This window comes from Nocardia brasiliensis IFM 10847, assembly GCF_000710915.1.
Classification (GTDB): Bacteria; Actinomycetota; Actinomycetes; order Mycobacteriales; family Mycobacteriaceae; genus Nocardia; species Nocardia brasiliensis_A.
The window spans coordinates 1-18933 of record NZ_BAUA01000110.1 but is presented as its reverse complement, the minus strand read 5'-3'; the positions used below and the strand labels follow the sequence as shown (position 1 = coordinate 18933).

Genomic DNA, 18933 nt, shown 5'->3' with positions numbered 1-18933 from the left:
GCGACAGCTTGCATGGTCGCTCGAAAGAACCAGCATGCCAGCGACGAAAGGATCGACGTGGTCGACGAGCGGGATACTCGCCACGGCTCGCATGCCGACGATGGCGATGACACCGCCGCGGTGGCTCGGCCCAGCGGCAAGCGATCCGCCCGGCGGACCCGCGGTACCTCGTCGGACACGGGCTCGATCGCCACGCTCGATCGTCCTTCGTCGCGTAAGGCAGCCAAGACCGATCGGGCCGAACGCGGCAAGACGGGTAACCCGTTCAAGCGTTTGATCAAGTTCCTGCGCGAGGTCATCGCGGAACTGCGCAAGGTGATCTGGCCCAACCGGAAACAGATGGTCACCTATACGAGCGTTGTTCTGGTGTTCGTGATTTTCATGGTCGCGTTCATCAGTGGGTTGGATCTGGCGTTCATCAAGGGTGTCAACTGGCTGTTCGGCTAGTAGCTCGACGCCGACGCCGCCAGCCGATCCCGGGGCGGAGACGGGCGGAGTAGTTCCGCCGCGCGCCCGGCCCGGCACGCAGAGGATGTACGTGACGACACAGGAAGCGAGTGCCCCAGTGAGCACCCCGGAGAACGACACACACGACGAGTTCCCGGTCGACGACGCGGTGGCGGAGTCCACCGAGGCCGACGCGACCGTCGAAGACTCCGAGGACGTGGACTCCGAGGTCGCCGAGCCGGCCGCACCCGAAGCTCCTGTCGACGCCGAGCCGGCCGACCCGGTCGCCGAGATGAAGGCCGCGCTGCGCCGCGCCCCCGGTGACTGGTACGTCATCCACTCCTACGCCGGCTACGAGAACAAGGTGAAGGCCAACCTCGAGACCCGCGTGCAGAACCTCGACCTCGAGGACTACATCTTCCAGGTCGAGGTGCCGACCGAAGAGGTCACCGAGATCAAGAACGGCCAGCGCAAGAACGTCAACCGCAAGGTGCTGCCCGGCTACATCCTGGTCCGGATGGAACTCAACGACGAGTCGTGGGGCGCGGTGCGCAACACCCCCGGTGTCACCGGATTCGTCGGCGCCACCTCGCGGCCGTCCCCGCTGACTCTCGACGACGTGGTGAAGTTCCTGGTCCCGGCCGCGCAGCAGAAGAAGGCGCCGGCCGCCGCGGCCGCGAGCACCGCCGAGTCCGCCGCGGAGTCGGTGGCCAAGCCCGCCATCGAGGTCGATTTCGAGGTCGGCGAGTCGGTGACCGTGATGGACGGCCCGTTCGCGACGCTGCCCGCCAGCATCTCCGAGGTCAACGCCGAGCAGCAGAAGCTCAAGGTGCTCGTCTCGATCTTCGGTCGCGAGACCCCGGTCGAGCTCGGCTTCACCCAGGTTGCGAAGATTTAGACCTGTTACGTCCATGGCCGGATAGACCCTGCCCGGCCGCGGATCGCAACGCCAGCACTTGCAAAGAGCAAGGAAAACAGACACCTAGGAAAGAAAGATGCCCCCCAAGAAGAAGAAGCTCGCCGGGATCATCAAGCTTCAGATCCAGGCCGGCCAGGCGAACCCCGCCCCTCCGGTGGGTCCGGCGCTCGGTCAGCACGGCGTCAACATCATGGAGTTCTGCAAGGCGTACAACGCCGCGACCGAGTCGCAGCGTGGCAACGTCATTCCGGTCGAGATCTCGGTGTACGAGGACCGGTCGTTCGACTTCAAGCTGAAGACCCCGCCCGCCGCCAAGCTGCTGCTCAAGGCCGCCGGTGTGCAGAAGGGCTCGGCTGAGCCGCACCGCAACAAGGTCGCGAAGGTCACCATGGACCAGGTCCGGGAGATCGCCAAGACCAAGCAGGAAGATCTGAACGCCAACGACATCGATCAGGCGGCGAAGATCATCGCGGGCACCGCTCGCTCGATGGGTATCACCGTCGAAGGCTGAGCTGACACCGCTCACGGTGGGAGGGCCGGCCAGGCCCGATAACCACGGCTGAACCAGACAATTAAGGACAGAGAATCATGGCAAAACGAAGCAAGGCGTATCTCGCCGCGGCCGAGAAGGTCGATCGCGACAAGCTGTACTCCCCGCTGGCCGCCGCGCGGCTGGCCAAGGAGACCGCCACCACCAAGACCGACGCGACCGTCGAGGTCGCCGTGCGTCTCGGTGTGGATCCCCGCAAGGCCGACCAGATGGTTCGCGGCACGGTCAACCTGCCGCACGGCACCGGTAAGACTGCCCGCGTCATCGTGTTCGCCGCCGGTGAGAAGGCCGCCGAGGCCGAGGCCGCCGGTGCCGACGCCGTGGGCGCCGAGGACCTGATCGAGCGGATCCAGGGCGGCTGGCTGGACTTCGACGCCGCGATCGCCACCCCGGACCAGATGGCCAAGGTCGGCCGGATCGCGCGCGTCCTGGGCCCGCGCGGCCTGATGCCGAACCCGAAGACGGGCACGGTCACCACCGATGTGACCAAGGCCGTCAACGACATCAAGGGCGGCAAGATCAACTTCCGCGTCGACAAGCAGGCCAACCTGCACTTCGTGATCGGCAAGGCGTCCTTCGACGACGCCAAGCTGGTGGAGAACTACGGCGCCGCGCTGGACGAGATCCTGCGTGTCAAGCCGTCGACCGCCAAGGGCCGCTACCTGAAGAAGGTTACGGTTTCGACGAACACCGGACCGGGCATCCCGGTGGACCCGAACCGCACCCGCAACCTCCTCGACGAGGACGCGTAAGTAGCACCCGAGTCAGACCGCAACGGCGGGAACGCGAATCGCGTTCCCGCCGTTTGCTTTTCCGGACCAATTCCCGGGCGGTGGTCGTTGGTCCACTGGCTGACCGTCGCGGTTCCCGGCCGCGGGGAAGGCGCGACGGCGACCTCGGCGAGCGTGCTCGGTTATGTGGGTGCCGCGGTGGATCCCGGTGTCCCGGCCCGGCTGCCGGTGCTGCGCGAAGACCTCGGCGCGGACGGTCTGGTCGCGGCCGCCGAATTCCGCACCGGCGCAGGGGATTTGCTCCGGCGACTGGTGGCACGGACACAGTGATTCCCGCCCCCGGTTCGGGGACGGGAATCGGCAGGCCGGTCAGGCGTTGGGTGAGAACAGCGGCTGCTACTCGTCGTCGGCCGACTTGCGCCAGCCCAGCAGCACGGATTCGCCGTCCTGCACACCCCAGGGCAGGAAGATCGCCACGATGACGGCGGCGACCACCACCGCACCCGCCGCCACCAGCGAGGCGGTGTGCGAACCCTCGAGTGCCGCGGATTTCATTGCGACGATGAGGTTTTCGCGTTGGCTCTCGAAGAACGGCGCGAGCGGGCGTTTGCGGAGTTCCAGCACGCTCAACGGGCTGGCCTCGACCAGGCCCTTCTCCTTCGCGTTCATCAGGGTGTTCGGTATCGCCTCGAGCCGGGCGCTGATCCGGGTCGTGTAGTACGAGGCCACGATCGAGCCGAGCACCGCGACACCGAGGGTGCCGCCGATCTCGCGGGTGGTGTCGTTGACCGCCGAGCCCGCGCCCGCCTCGTCCAAAGGCAAAGCGCCCATGATGGATTCGGTGGCGGGCCCCTGGGTGATGGCCAGGCCGAGCGCCATGAAGACCATCGAGGGCAGCACGTCGGTGACATAACTGCTGTCGACGTCCACCTGCCCGCCCAGGTACAGCCCGAGTCCGGTGATCAGCAGACCGGTCACGATGACCGGCGTGGTGCCGACCTTCTGCGCGAGCATCGTGGCAATGGGCGCGCCGAGGGCGACCGAGAAAGCGAAAGGCAATGAGGCGATTCCGAATTCGAGCGGCGTGTATTCGCGGACGCCCTGGAAATACTGCGTGATCAGGAACAGGAAGCCGAACATCGAAAAGTAGCCGATGGCAATGGCCAGGGCGGGCATCGAGAAGCGGCGATTGCGGAACAGCCGCATATCGAGAATCGGTGCGCGGGTGCGCAATTCCCACGCGATGAAGCCGGCGAGCAGGACGACGCCCAAGGCGGCCGTCCCGAGGGTGATCGTCGAGAGCCAGCCGTTGCGCGGTCCCTCGATGATCGCCCACACGACCAGCGTGATGCCGGTGATGGACAAGACGATGCCGAGCAGGTCGAGCTTGCCGACCTGGGCCGCACGCGATTCCGGCACCCATTTGAGCGTCGCGGCCAGCGCGATCGCGGCCACCGGGACATTGATCCAGAAGACCGAATGCCAGGAGAACTGGGCGAGCAGCCAGCCGCCGGAGATCGGCCCGATGGCGATGGCGAATCCGGCGACCGCGGTCCAGGCCGCGATGGCGAGCGCGCGCTCGCGCTTCTCGGTGAAGATGTTGATGATCAGCGCGAGGGTGGCGGGGAAGACCGCAGCGGCGAAGATGCCCATGGCAGCGCGCGCGGCGATGACCTGGGTCATGGACTCCGACAGCGCGCCCGCGACCGACATGACGGCCACGCCGACCAGGCCGATCATCATCACGCGGCGGCGACCGTAGCGATCGCCGAGATTGCCGAAGGCCAGCAGCAGGCCGGCGAAGGTCAGAGTGAACGCGTCGACAACCCATTGCAGGCTGCTGACACCGGCCGAGAGCTGCACCCCGATGGACGGTAGAGCCACGTTGACCAGGGTGTTGTCGAGCATGACCAACAGTTCGGCCATGCAGATCACGGCGAGGGCGAGATACCGCTGGGAACGTCGTTCCAGCAGCACCGGTGGATCGACTATGGAGGTTGCCATAGTTCAGCAGTCAAACAGGTTACTGTCACTGTGCGTAACACTTGCGCATGGCGATCTCGACCACATTCACCGCCCGGCTGTGAGGCAGCGCACACTCCCTGAGCGGCCGGATGGGCGTTATTTCGCTGTGCCCGTTCTGTTCTGGCACCTGTGCCCACCCCGTTTTGGCAGATGGTGGGTGGTCCGGGTACATTGGACGACAGTCATCGACGAGTTCGATCACTACCCAATCCGTTCTACCGAAGACCGTTGGTCGTCGAGCCCACATGGGTTCGATCGAAGGTCCGGCGACATTGCCGGCGGCCCACGCAGGGAGAACCGAGGCTGGGGAACCCGATCCGGGCCATCGCGCCGGGATCGATGATTCCTGTTGCGCCCCGGAACGCCTTGCGTCCGGGGCGTTTGTTTTGTCGCCGTCCCTGATCGGTAGTTCGAAACGAACCGACCATCAGAGAGGAGGCGAAGTATGGCGAAACCCGAGAAGGTCACTGCGGTCGAGGAGATCGCGGAGCAGTTCAAGAGCTCGACGGCCACCGTTGTCACGGAATACCGTGGCCTGTCGGTCGGCAAGCTCACCGAGCTGCGGCGCGCGCTCGGCGCCGGAGCCACGTACTCCGTCGCCAAGAACACCCTGGTCAAGCGTGCCGCCGCCGAGGCGGGCGTGGAAGGTCTCGACGAGCTGTTCGTCGGCCCGACCGCGATCACGTTCATCAGCGGTGAGCCCGTCGACGCCGCGAAGGCCCTCAAGACCTTCGCGAAGGACAACAAGGCGCTCATCATCAAGGGCGGCTACATGGACGGCGCCGCGCTGTCCGTGGCCGAGGTCGAGAAGATCGCCGACCTGGAGTCCCGCGAGGTCCTGCTGGCCAAGCTGGCCGGTGCGATGAAGGGCAACATGGCCAAGGCCGCCGGTCTGTTCAACGCTCCCGCCTCGCAGGTGGCCCGTCTGGCCGCCGCGCTCGTGGAGAAGAAGCAGGCCGAATCCGGTGGCGAAACCGCTGCCGCTGAATAACCCCTGCGGGGTGATTCGCGCGCGATTCGCCCTCGAAGACAACAACTACCGAAAGGAACAACATCATGGCCAACGTTGACGAACTGCTCGAGACCTTCGGCAACATGACCCTGCTCGAGCTGTCGGACTTCGTCAAGAAGTTCGAGGAGAAGTTCGAGGTCACCGCGGCTGCTCCGGTCGCCGTCGCCGCTGTGGGTGGCGCTGCCGCTCCGGCCGACGCCGCCGAAGAGCAGGACGAGTTCGACGTCATCCTCGAGGGTGCGGGCGACAAGAAGATCCAGGTCATCAAGGTGGTCCGCGAGATCGTCTCCGGCCTGGGCCTGAAGGAAGCCAAGGACCTGGTCGAGGGCGCCCCGAAGCCGATCCTGGAGAAGGTCGCCAAGGAGGCCGCCGAGGCTGCCAAGGCGAAGCTGGAAGAAGCCGGCGCCAAGGTCTCGGTCAAGTAATTCCGACCGAAATCGCCGACGGGCGGTCCCCCTCTCGGGGGACCGCCCGTTTGCTATTTACGAAGTCCTTTGCCAACAATCCGGAAATAGCGAGTGAAACGAGGTTACTCTTCAGTCAGGTTGGGGTGTGCCCCGTCTCGGTCATGAGATACAGTGGCCGAACCCACTGTGACGTGACACACCGCGGAACCCAGCACGCGGTTCGCCGGTGGGCTGCTCGCTGAATAATTCTGGAGGTTGGCGTGGGCGTCGAGGTCAGGACCGAGGGTGTTACGAAGTCCTTCGGTTCGCAGCGAATTTGGCAGGACGTCTCCCTGACGCTGCCGTCCGGTGAGGTCAGCGCCCTGCTCGGCCCGTCGGGTACCGGTAAGTCGGTGTTCCTGAAGTCGCTGATCGGACTACTGCGTCCCGAGCGTGGCTCCATTTATATCGGCGATACGGACATCACCACGTGCTCCAACAAGGAGCTCTACGAGATCCGCAAACTTTTCGGCGTGCTGTTCCAGGACGGCGCGCTGTTCGGTTCGATGAACCTCTTCGACAATGTCGCCTTCCCGTTGCGCGAGCACACGAAGAAGTCCGAATCCGACATCAAGAAGATCGTCATGGAGAAGCTCGAGCTGACCGGTCTGCTCGGCGCCGAAGGCAAGCTGCCCGGCGAGATCTCCGGCGGTATGCGCAAGCGGGCCGGCCTCGCCCGCGCCCTGGTACTCGACCCGCAGATCATCCTCGTCGACGAGCCGGACTCCGGCCTCGACCCGGTGCGCACCTCGTACCTGAGCCAGCTGCTGATCGATATCAACGCACAGATCGACGCCACGATTCTGATCGTCACGCACAACATCAACCTGGCCCGCACCGTGCCGGACAACATCGGCATGCTGTTCCGGCGCCAGCTGGTGATGTTCGGCCCGCGCGAGGTGCTGCTCACCTCCGAGGAGCCGGTGGTCAAGCAGTTCCTCAACGGCCGCATGCAGGGTCCGATCGGCATGTCCGAGGAGAAGGACGAGGCCCAGATGGCGCGCGAGCAAGCGATGTTCGACGCCGGCCATCACCACGGCGGCGCCGAAGAGGTCGAGGGCATCATCCCGCAGATGCAGGCGACCCCAGGCATGCCGGTGCGCCAGGCCGTGCTGCGCCGTAAGGAGCGCGTCCGCGAGATCATGCACACCCTGCCGCACGCGGCTCAGGTCGCGATTCGGGAATCACTTGCGCAGAACGACGACACGCAGGTGATGGCCTATAACAACAGCGACCTCGGCAGTTACCAGAGCGGCGCGTACGACACCACGACTAGACCAAACCCAACTAACGGGTAACATCTGCGATCGTGAATTCCTCCCTGGCGCGATTGCGGACTCCACTGGAGTCGGGGTTCGGCCAGGCCGGCAACATTTTTGCGCTGTTCCTCGACGTGCTGCGCAAGACCTTCCGCCGGCCGTTCGAGTGGCGAGAGTTCATCGAGCAGTCGTGGTTCATCGCGAGTGTCTCGATCCTCCCCAGCGCACTGGTGGCTATCCCGTTCGGTGCCGTCGTCGCGTTGCAGACGGGTTCGTTGATCAAGCAGCTCGGTGCCGAATCGTTCACCGGCGCAACGAGCGTGCTCGCCACCGTGCAGCAGGCGGCACCGGTCGTCACGTCGTTGATCATCGCGGGCGCGGCCGGGTCGGCGGTGGCCGCCGATCTCGGTTCGCGCACCATCCGTGAGGAGATCGACGCGCTCGAGGTCCTCGGCATCGACCCGATTCGCAAGCTGGTGGTGCCCCGGGTGCTCGGCATGGCCCTGGTCGCGCTGCTGTTGAACGGCCTGGTCTCGGTGGTGGGTATCGCCGGCGGCTACTTCTTCAACGTGCTGTTGCAGGGCGGTACGCCGGGTGCCTACCTGGCCTCGTTCTCCGCGCTGGCCCAGCTGCCCGACCTGTGGATCGGCGAGATCAAGGCGCTGATATTCGGCGTGATCGCCGGCGTGATCGCCGCGTACAAGGGCTTGCATCCGAAAGGGGGCCCGAAAGGAGTAGGTGAAGCGGTGAACCAATCCGTGGTGATCACGTTCTTGGTGCTGTTCTTCGTGAACCTCATCCTGACGCTGGTGTACCTGCAGGTCGTCCCCGCCAAGGGCGCCTGACCGGTGGCCACCCAGTACCGCAACCCTGCTCTCGCCAAATCGCTTCGCCGGGCGGGAAATATCGCGCGGTCACCGCTGAAGGTGATCGACCGGGCGGGCGAGCAGATGGCGTTCTACTCGCGCGCCATCGCCTGGATTCCGCGCACCGCCGTGCACTACCGCAAGGAGGTCATGCGGCTGCTCGCCGAGGTGACCTTCGGCAGCGGCGCGCTCGCGGTGATCGGCGGCACCATCGGCGTCATCGTGTTCATGTCCGGCTCGGTCGGCGTCGTGGTCGGCCTGCAGGGCTTCAAGGCCCTCGACGCGCTCGGCAGCTCCGTGCTCACCGGCTTCCTCACCGCCTACATCAACACCCGCGAGATCGCGCCGCTGGTCGCGGCTTTGGCGCTCTCGGCGACGGTGGGCTGTGGTTTCACCGCGCAGCTCGGCGCCATGCGGATCTCCGAGGAGATCGACGCGCTCGAGGTGATGGCCGTGCCCGGTGTGCCGTTCCTGGTCACCACCCGCGTGATCGCCGGCTTCCTCGCGGTCATCCCGCTCTACATCGTCGGCCTGCTCGGCACCTTCCTCGCGTCCCGGATGATCAGCATCTGGTTCAACGGGCAGTCCAGCGGGTCCTACGACCACTACTTCAGCCTGTTCCTACCACCGGAAGACGTGCTCTATTCGTTCTTGAAGGTGCTGGTCTTCGCCTTCGTGATCATCATGGTGCACTGCTACTACGGGTTCCACGCCACCGGCGGACCCGCGGGCGTCGGCGTCGCGGTCGGTCGCGCGGTGCGTGCCGCGATCGTGCTGGTGAACGTGCTCGACTTCTTCCTGAGCCTGGCGATCTGGGGGACGACCACGACTGTGCGGGTGGCGGGATGAATCGCGTGCAGCTGTGGCGTTCGACCGAGAAGCTCCGGGTGCGATTGCTCGGCATAGCCTTCTTCGTGGTGGTCGCGCTGTTCCTGGCGACCACCATCGCGATCTACAACAAGCAGTTCGTGAAGACCGTCGACGTCGACCTGGTGACCGACAGCGTGGGCAACGCGCTGACCAAGAACGCGGATGTGAAGGTCCGCGGGGTCACGGTCGGCGAGGTGCGTTCCAGCCATTCCGACAACGGCAAGGTGACCTTGAACCTGGCCATCCAGCCGGACAAGGCCGACCAGATCCCGTCCAACGCGACCGCGCGCCTGCTGCCCAAGACCCTGTTCGGCGAGCGCTATGTGGATCTGATGATCCCGGCCGAGCGCAGCGCGACGCATCTGACCAACGGCGTGACGTTGCAGCAGGACAAGAGCGGCAACGCGATCGAGCTGAGCAAACTGCTCGACGATCTGATGCCGCTGCTGCAGGCGATTCCGCCGCAGGACCTCGCCGCCACCCTCGGCGCGCTCTCCCAGGCGCTGTCGGGTCAGGGCCTCGCGCTCGGCGAGAGCGTGGACAAGCTCGACACCATCTTCCGCGAGGTCAACGGCGTGCTGCCGGACCTGCAGGACGACCTGCGCAGCTTCGCCACGGTGGCGGCCACCTACTCCGACGCGGCGCCGCAGCTGGTGCAGGCGCTGGACAACCTGCGCACCACGAACGCGACCATCGTGCAGCGCCGCTGGGACATCGACTCGCTGTACGCCGTGCTGACGCCTACCTCGTCGGACACCGCCGACTTCTTGGTGGCCAACCGCGACAACATCATCGATCTGGCCGCGGACTCGCGTCCGCTGCTGGAGGACCTGGCCACCTACTCGCCGACCTTCCCGTGCGCGATGGCGAACTTCGCTCAGCTCAAGCCGCGCATCGACCGGATCCTCGGCAAGGGCGAGGCCCAGCCCGGTTCGCGGGTGACGATCGAGCTCACCAACAACCGCGGCAGATACCTGCCCAACCAGGACGAGCCGCGGTGGCTGGACACCCGTGGGCCGTGGTGCATTCCGGAGAAGCCGCTCGGCGTCGATCCGGGGCAGTACACCACCGGTGGTCCGAGCAACGACGGCTCCTATGCCGTCCCCAGCCGCAACCCCGGCGATATCAACGCGGGTCAGATGTCGCCGCCGCAGTACGGCGTGTATCCCGCGGGCAATGTCGCGACCATCGCCGGTTCGCCCATGGAGCAGCAGTCGCTGGGCGCGATCTACGGTGCGGCCCAAGGTGTTTCGCCTGATCAGGTGCCGAGCTGGGTGACCAGGGCCGGTGCGCCCGCGTTCCGCGGCAGCGAGGTGAGCGTGCGATGAACGCGTTCAAGCAGCAAATGCGCGGTCTCGGTGGGCCGCTCACCAAGTTGATCATCTTCGTCATCGTGACGCTGTTCGCGACGACGGTGCTCGCGCTGTCCATCGCGAACTACAGCGGCGGCGGTACCGCGTTCAAGGCCCGGTTCACCGATGTCACCTCGCTGAACCCGGGTGACGAGGTGCGCGTCGCGGGTGTGCGGGTCGGCAAGGTCACCGATGTCTCGATCGTGGACAAGCGGCTGGCCGAGGTGAAATTCGAACTGACCGATCGGGATTGGCTGCCCGCCTCGACCATCGCCACCATCCGGTACCGGAACCTGGTCGGCCAGCGCTACATCGCGCTCGAGCAGGGCACCGGCGAGCAGGGTCGCAAGCTGAACAAGGGCGGCACCATCGGGCTGGAGAACACCCGTCCCGCGCTGAACCTCACCACGCTGTTCAACGGTTTCCGTCCGCTGTTCCGGACGCTGACCGCCGACGACGTGAACAAGCTCTCGTTCGAGATCATCCAGGTGTTCCAGGGGGAGCAGGGCACCATCCACGATCTGGTGGCCACCACCGCGAGCCTGACCAACAAGATCGCGGACAAGGATGCCGTGATCGGTGAGCTGGTGCGCAACCTGACCGCGGTGCTCGATACCGTGAACCAGCGCGACGACCAGTTCGATCAGCTCATCGTCAATACCGAAGCCCTGGTCAGCGGGCTGTCCGCGGAACGTGACACCATCGGCCGCTCGGTCACCTCGCTCGGCAACCTGGCCTCGGCCACCGGCGATCTGCTGGTTCCGGTGCGGCCCACCCTGCAGGGCTCGATCGCCGGCCTGAGCCAGCTCACCGGCACGCTCAACGAGCGCAAGGACGAGGTCAACGACGCTTTGACGAACCTGCCGCTGAAAATGGAAAAGCTCGGGCGCGTGGGCAGTTACGGCTCCTGGTTCCAGTTCTACCTGTGCGGTATCGACATCGTGGTCGGGCCGGGCGCGGTGGACGCGCCGCAGCTCAACCTGCCCGCTGGGCTGCCGACGATCAACCAGCCGCTGTACACCAACGCCGCGCCGCGCTGCTCCGGGAAGGCCCGCTGATGGACGACCGCGTATTGCTCGGACGCCGCAGCCCCGCCTTCATGGGCGTGCTCGGACTGGTGCTGGTGCTGCTGGTGACGATGTCGGCCTTCTTCTTGGACCGGCTGCCGATCATCGGCGCCGGCACCAAATACACCGCCGAGTTCTCCGAGGCCGCCGGCCTGAAGAAGGGCAACGAGGTCCGGATCGCGGGCGTCAAGGTCGGTGCGGTGGATGACGTCCGGCTCGACGGCGCCAAGGTGCTCGTCGATTTCCGGACCCAGAACGCCTGGATCGGTAGCGAGACCACCGCCTCGATCCAGATCAAGACGGTGCTCGGGCAGAAGTATCTGGCGCTGGACCCGAAGGGTTCCGGCACCGCCGACCCGAGCAAGCGAATCCCGTTGTCGCGCACCGTCGCTCCGTACGACGTGGTGGACGCGTTCACCGACGCGGCGAAGAACATCGACCAGATCGACACCGCTCAGCTGGCCACCAGCATGCGGGTGCTCTCCGACGCGTTCGCGACCACGCCGCCGGAGATCCGCGGCTCGATCGACGGCGTCGCCCGGCTCTCGGAGACGCTGGCCAAGCGAGACGAGCAGCTCAAGAAGCTGTTCGCGGCGACCAGGCAGACCACCCAGGTGCTCGCCGATCGCAACGCGGAGTTCGAGCGGCTGCTCAGCTCGGGCGGGCAGCTGCTGGCCGAGCTGAACATTCGGCAGCAGTCCATCGCGCAGCTGCTCGACGGCGCCAAGACCGTGTCCGCCGAGCTGACCGCCCTGGTGCACGACAACGAGGAGCAGATCGGCCCGGCGCTGAAGAACCTGCGCGGCTCGATCGATCTGCTGAATGCCAACCAGCAGAACATCTCCAAGACCTTGGAGCTCGCGGCGCCGTTCTACGGGATCTACGCCAATGTGCTCGGCACCGGTCGCTGGTTCGACGCGGTGATCGTGAACCTGCTTCCGCCCGCCCTGCCCGATATCCCCGGCAACCGTCCGCCGATTCGCACCATGGGAGGTAACTGACATGGCGGATCGGCTGACCGCGCTGCGGAATTCGGGCCGGGGGACCAAGGTCGCGATCGCGCTCGTCCTGGTGGCCGTGCTGATCGTGGTGGGGGTGCTGTGGTGGCTGTTCGACCGGATGACCACCACCAAGATCACCGCGTACTTCGATCGTTCGGTGGGCATCTACGAGGGTTCTGACGTGCGGATCCTCGGTGTCCCGGTCGGCTCGGTGGATTCGGTCGAACCGCAGGGCGATCAGGTCAAGATCGTGATGAGCGTCGATCGCCGCTTCGACGTGCCCGCCGACGCGCGGGCCGCGCAGATCACGCCCTCGATCGTGTCCGACCGCTACATCCAGCTCACCCCGGTGTACACCGGCGGGCCGAAAATGCCGCGCACGGCGACCATCGCGCGCGATCGCACGGTCACCCCGGTCGAGGTCGACCAGCTGTACAAGAGCATCACCGAACTCTCGGATGCGTTGGGCCCCAACGGCGCCAACAAAGAGGGCGCGGTCAACGACCTGGTCCGGACGGGCGCGGCGAACCTCGACGGCAACGGTGAAGCGCTGGCCAACAGCCTCACTCAGCTGTCCAAGGCGGCCAAGTACCTGTCCGACGCGCGCGGTGACATCTTCGACACGGTCAAGAATCTGCAGACCTTCGTCACCATGCTGGCCCGCAACGACGCGCAGGTGCGCCAGTTCAACGTCCAGCTCGCCGATCTGGCCGGCTTCCTCGCGAACGAGCGCGATGATCTCGGCGCCGCGCTGAACCTGCTGTCCGTCGCGCTCGGCGATGTCGCCCGGTTCATCGACAACAACCGCGCGCTGATCGCCAGCAATGCCGAGGGCCTGACCCAGCTCACCGAGACGCTGGCCAAACAGCGTGACGATCTGGCGGCGGCCCTGCCGGTGCTGCCGGTGGCGCTCAGCAACCTGATCAACATCCACAACGCCGAATCCGGCACCCTCGACATGCGGGCCAACTTCACCGACCTGCAGGATCCGTTCGGCGTGATGTGCAAGCTGGTCGACGTGTCCAAGTTGCGGCCGGGCGACCCGCAATTCGAAGCGCTGGGCCGGCAGATGCGCCCGATCCTGGACCACTGCCAGGAGATCTCCGATCAGATCACCGCGGGCGTGAAAACGCCGACGCTGATCCTGCCGTTCGGCATTCTCAGCGGCGAGAACCAGCAGCGCGCTCCGGTGCCCGGCACCGTGCCGGGCACGCCGTCGGACCAGCTGCCGCCGTCCCAGGGAGGTGCGCGGTGAGTAGCCGAATTCGTTCCGTCGCAAGGGGTTTCGGTATCGCGCTGGCGACCGGCCTGGCCGCCGTCCTGGTCACCTCGTGCGCGTCCGACGGCATCTACAGCGTTCCGCTGCCCGGCGGCGCGGACGTCGGCGAACACCCGATGCACATCGACATCCAGTTCGACGACGTGCTCGATCTGGTGCCGCAGTCCGCGGTCAAGGTGGAGGGCGTACCGGTAGGCCGGGTCGAGGACATCACGATCGGCAAGGACCAGTGGACCGCGACGGTACGCACCGTGGTGAACTCCTCGGTGGACCTGCCCGACAACGCGCACGCCGAAGTGCGGCAGTCGAACCTGCTGGGCGAGAAGTTCATCGAGCTGTCCAAGCCCGCCGATCCGGCTGCCGCGAAGCTGCGCGACGGCGCGGTGATCACCGTCGACCGCACCCGGCACGCCACCGAGATCGAGCAGGTGCTCGGCGCGATGTCGTTGCTGCTCAACGGCGGTGGCGTCGCCCAGCTGCAACCGATCGTCACGGAACTGAACAAGACCCTCGGCGGGCGCGAGGAGCGGGTGCGCTCGCTGCTCGATCAGGCGAACACGCTGATCAAAGGTCTCGATGATCAGGTCGACGACATCACGCGGGCGCTCGACGGCCTCGATGTGCTGAGCAGCCGGGTCGGTCAGCAGACCGCGCAGATCGGCAAGATCCTCGACGAACTGCCCGAGGGCGTGAAAATCCTGGAGCAGCAGCGACCTCAGCTCGTCGGTCTGCTGACCCAGCTGGACCGGGTGGGGCAGGCCGGTTTCGACGTGCTCGACCACTCGAAAGACGATCTGATCCGCGATCTCACGTCGCTGCGTCCGACGCTGCAGGAACTCGGCAAGTCCGCGCCGGACCTGGTCACCGCGTTCCCGCTGATCCCGACCTACCCGTTCCCGGACTCCACGCTGGAATCCACCTTCGGCGGTTCGGTGAACACCTGGCTGTCGGTGGATCAGCAGATCGGCGTCACGCTGAGCAATCTCGGTGTGGGCAAACCGAATCCGGAGTACATTCCGCCCACCTTCGGTCCGCCGGTGCCGGTGAATCCGACCAACCCGTACTACAACGGCAACGGCCCGCGTGCGGGCTGGCCGACGATCTCGATCCTGCCGCTCCCGCCGAACATGGCCCAGCCGCCCGCGCCGGGCGTGCCGCCGAATCCGGTCGGGGCGATTCTGGAGCAACTGGGAGTGGGTGGTCCGCGATGACGAAGTTGGTGCGCTGGCAGCTGCTCGCGTTCGTGGTCGTCGCGGTGGTCGGCGTGGTGTTCGTCGGTGCCAAGTACATCCGGCTCGACCATATGCTCGGTTTCGGCCAGTACGGCGTGAAAGTGCAGGCAGACCAGACCGGCGGCATCTACAAGGGCGCCGAGGTGACCTATCGCGGCGTGCCGGTCGGCCGGGTCGGCACCCTGGAACTCACCGGCGACGGCGTGCTGATGAACCTGATCATCGACTCGGATTCGCCGGAGATCCCGGCGTCCGCGAAAGCTGTGGTGGCCAACCGGTCCGCGATCGGTGAGCAATACGTCGACTTGCAGCCGGACCGTGATTCCGGGCCCTATCTGCGCGACGGTTCGGTGATCACCTCGGCCACCACGCCGGTGCCGGTGCAGCAGTTGGTCGCCAGCGTGGACACGTTCACGCGCTCGGTCGATCTCGCGGCGCTGAACACGACCGTGCGCGAGCTCGGCAAGGCGTTCAACGGCAAGGGTGACGACCTGCAGGTTTTCGTCGATTCGCTGAACAAGTTCACCACCACGTTCAACGAGACGCTGCCGCAGACCATTCAGCTGATCCGGGACGGCAAGGTCGCGCTCGGCACACAGGCCGAGCAGTCCGACGCGATCCGTGAGTTCAGCGACGGCCTGGACAAGCTGACCGCGCAGCTGCGCTCCAGCGACCCGGATATCCGCAGGTTGATCGGTACCGGCAACGACGCGGGCCAGCAGATCGGCGCGCTGCTGCACGAGAGCGGCGGCGCGCTCACCCAGGACCTGGGTAACCTGCGTCAGCTGCTGCTGGCGATCTCGCCCAAGTTCTTCGCGATCCGCCCGCTGCTGCAGATGATCCCGCAGCTCTCGATCGGCGGCTCGGCCACCGCGCCCGGCGACGGCACCACCCACTTCGGGCTCGTGCTGGAAACCAACAATCCGCCCGCCTGTACTGTCGGGTACGAGGGAACGCAGCGGATCCTCGAGCAGATGAAGGCGCAGAACCCGGACTTCGACGACACCCGCGACGAGTTCCCGTTCAACAAGGATGCGAAATGCCTTGTACCGCAGGGTAACCCGACCGCGGTGCGGGGCGGTGAGCGAGCCGCGCTCGCCGATCCGAACATCGTGCAGCCCTGGGACAACACCCCCAAGACCGATCCGGAACGGCTCGATTTGAGCCCGATCGCCATCCAGATGGCCACCCTGATGGGCGTCACGCCGAAGCGGTGACCGGACCGACGACGTTAGGTGAATACGCGTGAGCGAAGCGAAGGAAAACTCGAGGCGCAGCAGTGAGTGATGTGGACACGGCGGACGCGGCGCAGGCCGAGGGGGCTGCCGCCGTGGACATGAAAAAGGACAAGAAGGACACAGCTGCGGATTCGGGCGTGCGGGCCGGCTCCGGGATCTGGCGCACTCTCGTGCTGGCCGGATCCGCCGTGCTGCTGATCGTCGCCCTGGTCGCCGCCGTCTGGTTCGGCGCGGGCTGGATCCGGGCCGCGGTCAGCGACGCCCCACGCGCGGACGCCCGCGACAACGCCCTCGACGCCGCCCGTCAAGCCGCGCTCAATATGACCTCGATGAACCTCGACGACGTGCCGGGCTCGCTCGCACTGGCCCGCTCCTCGATGACCGGTGCGCTGCTCGAGTCGGCGGAGAAGAACAAGGATCAGGCCGAGCAACTCGCGAAGCAGACGAACGTCGGCATGACCTCCAAGGTGCTCGGCGCCGCCGTGACCACGCTGAACAGCGAAAAGGACAAGGCCTCCGCGCTGGTGGTGCTGCAGGTGACCGAGCTCGGCAAGGACAAGCCGCCGGCCGAATATCGCTACACCTGGAATGTCGACGTCGCCAAGACGGGCGAGGTGTGGAAGGCCGAGCAGATCTCCTCGTTGAGTCAGCCCGTGCTGCTCAGCGGTGGACAGGGCCAGTCGCCGCAGCCGCCCGCCGGTGATCAACCGCCGGCCGAGCAGCCACCCGCCGCGCCGAAACCGGGATCGTAGGAGCGACACCATGACTTCTCGTAAACCGGTCAACCGGCTCACGCCCAAGCGGCAACCCGGCGCGGAGCAGCAGTCGCGGACCAGTGCGTCACGCAGCGGCACACCGCGCAACACGCCGATCCGCAAGCCGCGCGTGACGAGTACCGCCCGCCCGGTCGGCAAACGGCAGGCGCGCGCGGAACGCCCTGAGCCCGCGCTTACCCGCCCGGCCCGGATTCGCGCGCCGCGGGCACCGCGATCGAGCCGTTCGTTCTGGACCCTGGTCGCGGGTTGCCTGATCGCCGCGGTGTTGCTCGGCGGATTCGCGGTGGTTGCCGCGCTGCGTCCGGGCGTGGACGACTCGAACCGGGCGTTCGTCGACAACAAGACCACCGAAGAGGTGCGGGCGGCCGCCGACCACGCGTTGAAGACCGTCTACGCCTACGACGTGAAGAACATCGACGGGTACCGGGACGCGGCGAAGCAGGTGCTCACCGGCAAGATGCTCGCCGATCTCGACAAGTACGCCGACACCACCATCTCGGCGGTGAAGCAGGCGCAGACGAGCGCGGATGCCAAGGCTGATCCGATCGGCGTGACCTTGCTCGCCGACGACCGGGCCGAACTGCTGGTCAACCTGGTCGTGAGCGCGACCAAGAACGGCGTGGCGCAGCAGAGCGTCGCAGGTCCGATCGTGCTGCACATGCAGAAGGTGGGCGATCGCTGGCTGGCCAGCGACATCGTCGACCAGTGATCCGTCGCTCTCGCGCCTACTTGACGAGTTTCGCCCGACCAGTCACGCTATTCACAACAGCGGCAGCTGTCACAGTGGGTTCCTAGCGCCCCGTCGTCCTCGACGCAGCCAGCGATTCGGACACGGCGCGCCAGCCACGTGAATGTGCGCACGGGTGGTAGGTTGACACCCCCGTGACGATTGGTGTACGGTTGGACGTTGCGCTGGCTGCCTCCTGTCCATACCTCGATTTGCACACGTAAGTTCCACCTTCCGGTGTTACTTCCGTTGTTGCCTGTTCGGGTTTTGTTTGGGTCGTAACCAGCGGAATTCGTAGCAGACAAGCGACGGTCGCGGACCACCACGCGACGCGCGTGAGGTGCTGGAAGGACGCATCTTGGCAGTCTCCACCCAGACCAAGGCAGTTGCCGGAATCCCCGGAGCCCCGTTGCGGGTGTCTTTCGCGAAGATCCGTGAACCCTTGGAGGTGCCCGGACTTCTCGATCTACAGACGGACTCATTTGCATGGTTGATCGGTTCGCCGTCATGGCGTGAAAAAGTTGCCGCGCGCGGCGACGTCGGGCTAGTCGGGGGACTCGAGGAGGTGCTCGAGGAGCTCTCGCCGATCGAGGACTTCTCCGGCTCGATGTCCCTGTCTTTCTCTGATCCTCGGTTCGAAGAGGTCAAGGCCTCGATCGACGAGTGCAAAGACAAGGACATGACCTACGCGGCGCCGCTGTTCGTCACCGCGGAGTTCATCAACAACAACACCGGTGAGATCAAGAGCCAGACGGTCTTCATGGGTGATTTCCCGATGATGACCGACAAGGGCACGTTCATCATCAACGGCACCGAGCGCGTCGTCGTCTCGCAGCTGGTCCGCTCGCCGGGCGTCTACTTCGACCACTCGGTCGACAAGGCCACCGAGAAGGACCTGCACAGCGTGCGCGTCATCCCGTCGCGTGGCGCGTGGCTGGAGTTCGACGTCGACAAGCGCGACACCGTCGGCGTCCGCATCGACCGCAAGCGCCGCCAGCCCGTCACGGTGCTGCTGAAGGCGCTCGGCTGGACGACCGAAGAGATCGTGGAGCGCTTCGGTTTCTCCGAGATCATGATGTCGACCCTGGAGAAGGACAACACCGCCGGTCAGGACGAGGCGCTGCTGGACATCTACC

Annotated in this window: 19 protein-coding genes and 1 pseudogene; 19 read left to right on the top strand and 1 reads right to left on the bottom strand. The window is 66.0% G+C overall.

Features of this window, described 5'->3' with window-relative positions; all coding sequences use genetic code 11:
- The first annotated feature begins 12 nt into the window (after positions 1-12).
- From secE to NBRGI_RS23400, 5 genes are all read left to right on the top strand, one after another.
- Positions 13-447: a preprotein translocase subunit SecE gene (gene secE / locus NBRGI_RS23420; RefSeq protein ID WP_228833088.1), complete on the top strand. Its 435-nt coding sequence runs from the start codon at positions 13-15 to the stop codon at positions 445-447.
- 118 nt (positions 448-565) lie between these two features.
- Positions 566-1345 carry a transcription termination/antitermination protein NusG gene (gene nusG, locus NBRGI_RS23415; RefSeq protein WP_029899388.1) on the top strand — a complete coding sequence of 260 codons (780 nt, stop codon included), beginning with the start codon at positions 566-568 and terminating at the stop codon, positions 1343-1345.
- A gap of 97 nt (positions 1346-1442) precedes the next feature.
- The gene (gene rplK, locus NBRGI_RS23410) at positions 1443-1877 is read left to right on the top strand and encodes a 50S ribosomal protein L11 (RefSeq protein ID WP_014988496.1); all 435 of its coding nucleotides are present in this window, start codon (positions 1443-1445) and stop codon (positions 1875-1877) included.
- Between the two features lie 77 nt (positions 1878-1954).
- Positions 1955-2668: a 50S ribosomal protein L1 gene (rplA, locus tag NBRGI_RS23405; RefSeq protein WP_014988495.1), complete on the top strand. Its 714-nt coding sequence runs from the start codon at positions 1955-1957 to the stop codon at positions 2666-2668.
- A gap of 87 nt (positions 2669-2755) precedes the next feature.
- Positions 2756-2977: a hypothetical protein gene (locus tag NBRGI_RS23400; RefSeq protein ID WP_200882215.1), complete on the top strand. Its 222-nt coding sequence runs from the start codon at positions 2756-2758 to the stop codon at positions 2975-2977.
- Between the two features lie 66 nt (positions 2978-3043).
- Here NBRGI_RS23400 and NBRGI_RS23395 read toward each other — a convergent pair whose 3' ends face one another.
- Positions 3044-4651: an MFS transporter gene (locus tag NBRGI_RS23395; RefSeq protein ID WP_051727976.1), complete on the bottom strand. Its 1608-nt coding sequence runs from the start codon at positions 4649-4651 to the stop codon at positions 3044-3046.
- Between the two features lie 466 nt (positions 4652-5117).
- On the opposite strand from NBRGI_RS23395, the gene rplJ reads away from it, so the two are divergent.
- The 14 genes and pseudogenes from rplJ to NBRGI_RS23325 all read left to right on the top strand — a co-directional run.
- Positions 5118-5663, top strand: a complete 546-nt coding sequence (gene rplJ, locus NBRGI_RS23390; protein ID WP_014988492.1) for a 50S ribosomal protein L10 — start codon at positions 5118-5120, stop codon at positions 5661-5663.
- A gap of 65 nt (positions 5664-5728) precedes the next feature.
- On the top strand, positions 5729-6109 hold the full coding sequence (gene rplL / locus NBRGI_RS23385; RefSeq protein WP_014988491.1) for a 50S ribosomal protein L7/L12: 381 nt from the start codon (positions 5729-5731) through the stop codon (positions 6107-6109).
- A 242-nt stretch (positions 6110-6351) separates the two neighbouring features.
- Positions 6352-7428, top strand: coding sequence for an ABC transporter ATP-binding protein (locus NBRGI_RS23380; RefSeq protein WP_014988490.1), 1077 nt, complete (start codon positions 6352-6354; stop codon positions 7426-7428).
- Between the two features lie 11 nt (positions 7429-7439).
- Positions 7440-8234, top strand: a complete 795-nt coding sequence (locus tag NBRGI_RS23375; RefSeq protein ID WP_014988489.1) for an MlaE family ABC transporter permease — start codon at positions 7440-7442, stop codon at positions 8232-8234.
- Between the two features lie 105 nt (positions 8235-8339).
- A complete protein-coding gene (locus NBRGI_RS23370) occupies positions 8340-9104 on the top strand; it encodes an MlaE family ABC transporter permease (protein WP_228833091.1) in 765 nt (254 codons plus the stop codon).
- Positions 9101-10453 carry an MCE family protein gene (locus tag NBRGI_RS23365; RefSeq protein WP_029899383.1) on the top strand — a complete coding sequence of 451 codons (1353 nt, stop codon included), beginning with the start codon at positions 9101-9103 and terminating at the stop codon, positions 10451-10453. Before NBRGI_RS23370 ends, NBRGI_RS23365 begins: the two co-directional genes overlap by 4 nt.
- Positions 10454-10470: 17 nt before the next feature.
- Complete coding sequence (locus tag NBRGI_RS23360) at positions 10471-11535, top strand: MCE family protein (RefSeq protein WP_029899382.1); 1065 nt, start codon at positions 10471-10473, stop codon at positions 11533-11535.
- On the top strand, positions 11535-12545 hold the full coding sequence (locus NBRGI_RS23355; protein WP_029899381.1) for an MCE family protein: 1011 nt from the start codon (positions 11535-11537) through the stop codon (positions 12543-12545). Before NBRGI_RS23360 ends, NBRGI_RS23355 begins: the two co-directional genes overlap by 1 nt.
- Position 12546: 1 nt before the next feature.
- On the top strand, positions 12547-13800 hold the full coding sequence (locus NBRGI_RS23350) for an MCE family protein (protein WP_029899380.1): 1254 nt from the start codon (positions 12547-12549) through the stop codon (positions 13798-13800).
- The gene (locus NBRGI_RS23345; RefSeq protein ID WP_370627820.1) at positions 13797-15035 is read left to right on the top strand and encodes an MCE family protein; all 1239 of its coding nucleotides are present in this window, start codon (positions 13797-13799) and stop codon (positions 15033-15035) included. The genes NBRGI_RS23350 and NBRGI_RS23345 overlap by 4 nt, the downstream gene beginning before the upstream one ends.
- Complete coding sequence (locus tag NBRGI_RS23340; RefSeq protein WP_029899378.1) at positions 15032-16273, top strand: MCE family protein; 1242 nt, start codon at positions 15032-15034, stop codon at positions 16271-16273. Before NBRGI_RS23345 ends, NBRGI_RS23340 begins: the two co-directional genes overlap by 4 nt.
- Positions 16274-16335: 62 nt before the next feature.
- Positions 16336-17046 carry a hypothetical protein gene (locus tag NBRGI_RS23335; RefSeq protein ID WP_081878207.1) on the top strand — a complete coding sequence of 237 codons (711 nt, stop codon included), beginning with the start codon at positions 16336-16338 and terminating at the stop codon, positions 17044-17046.
- A 10-nt stretch (positions 17047-17056) separates the two neighbouring features.
- Positions 17057-17779: a hypothetical protein gene (locus NBRGI_RS23330; RefSeq protein ID WP_029899376.1), complete on the top strand. Its 723-nt coding sequence runs from the start codon at positions 17057-17059 to the stop codon at positions 17777-17779.
- Between the two features lie 358 nt (positions 17780-18137).
- Positions 18138-18933: pseudogene (locus NBRGI_RS23325) on the top strand (DNA-directed RNA polymerase subunit beta); the annotation flags it as partial.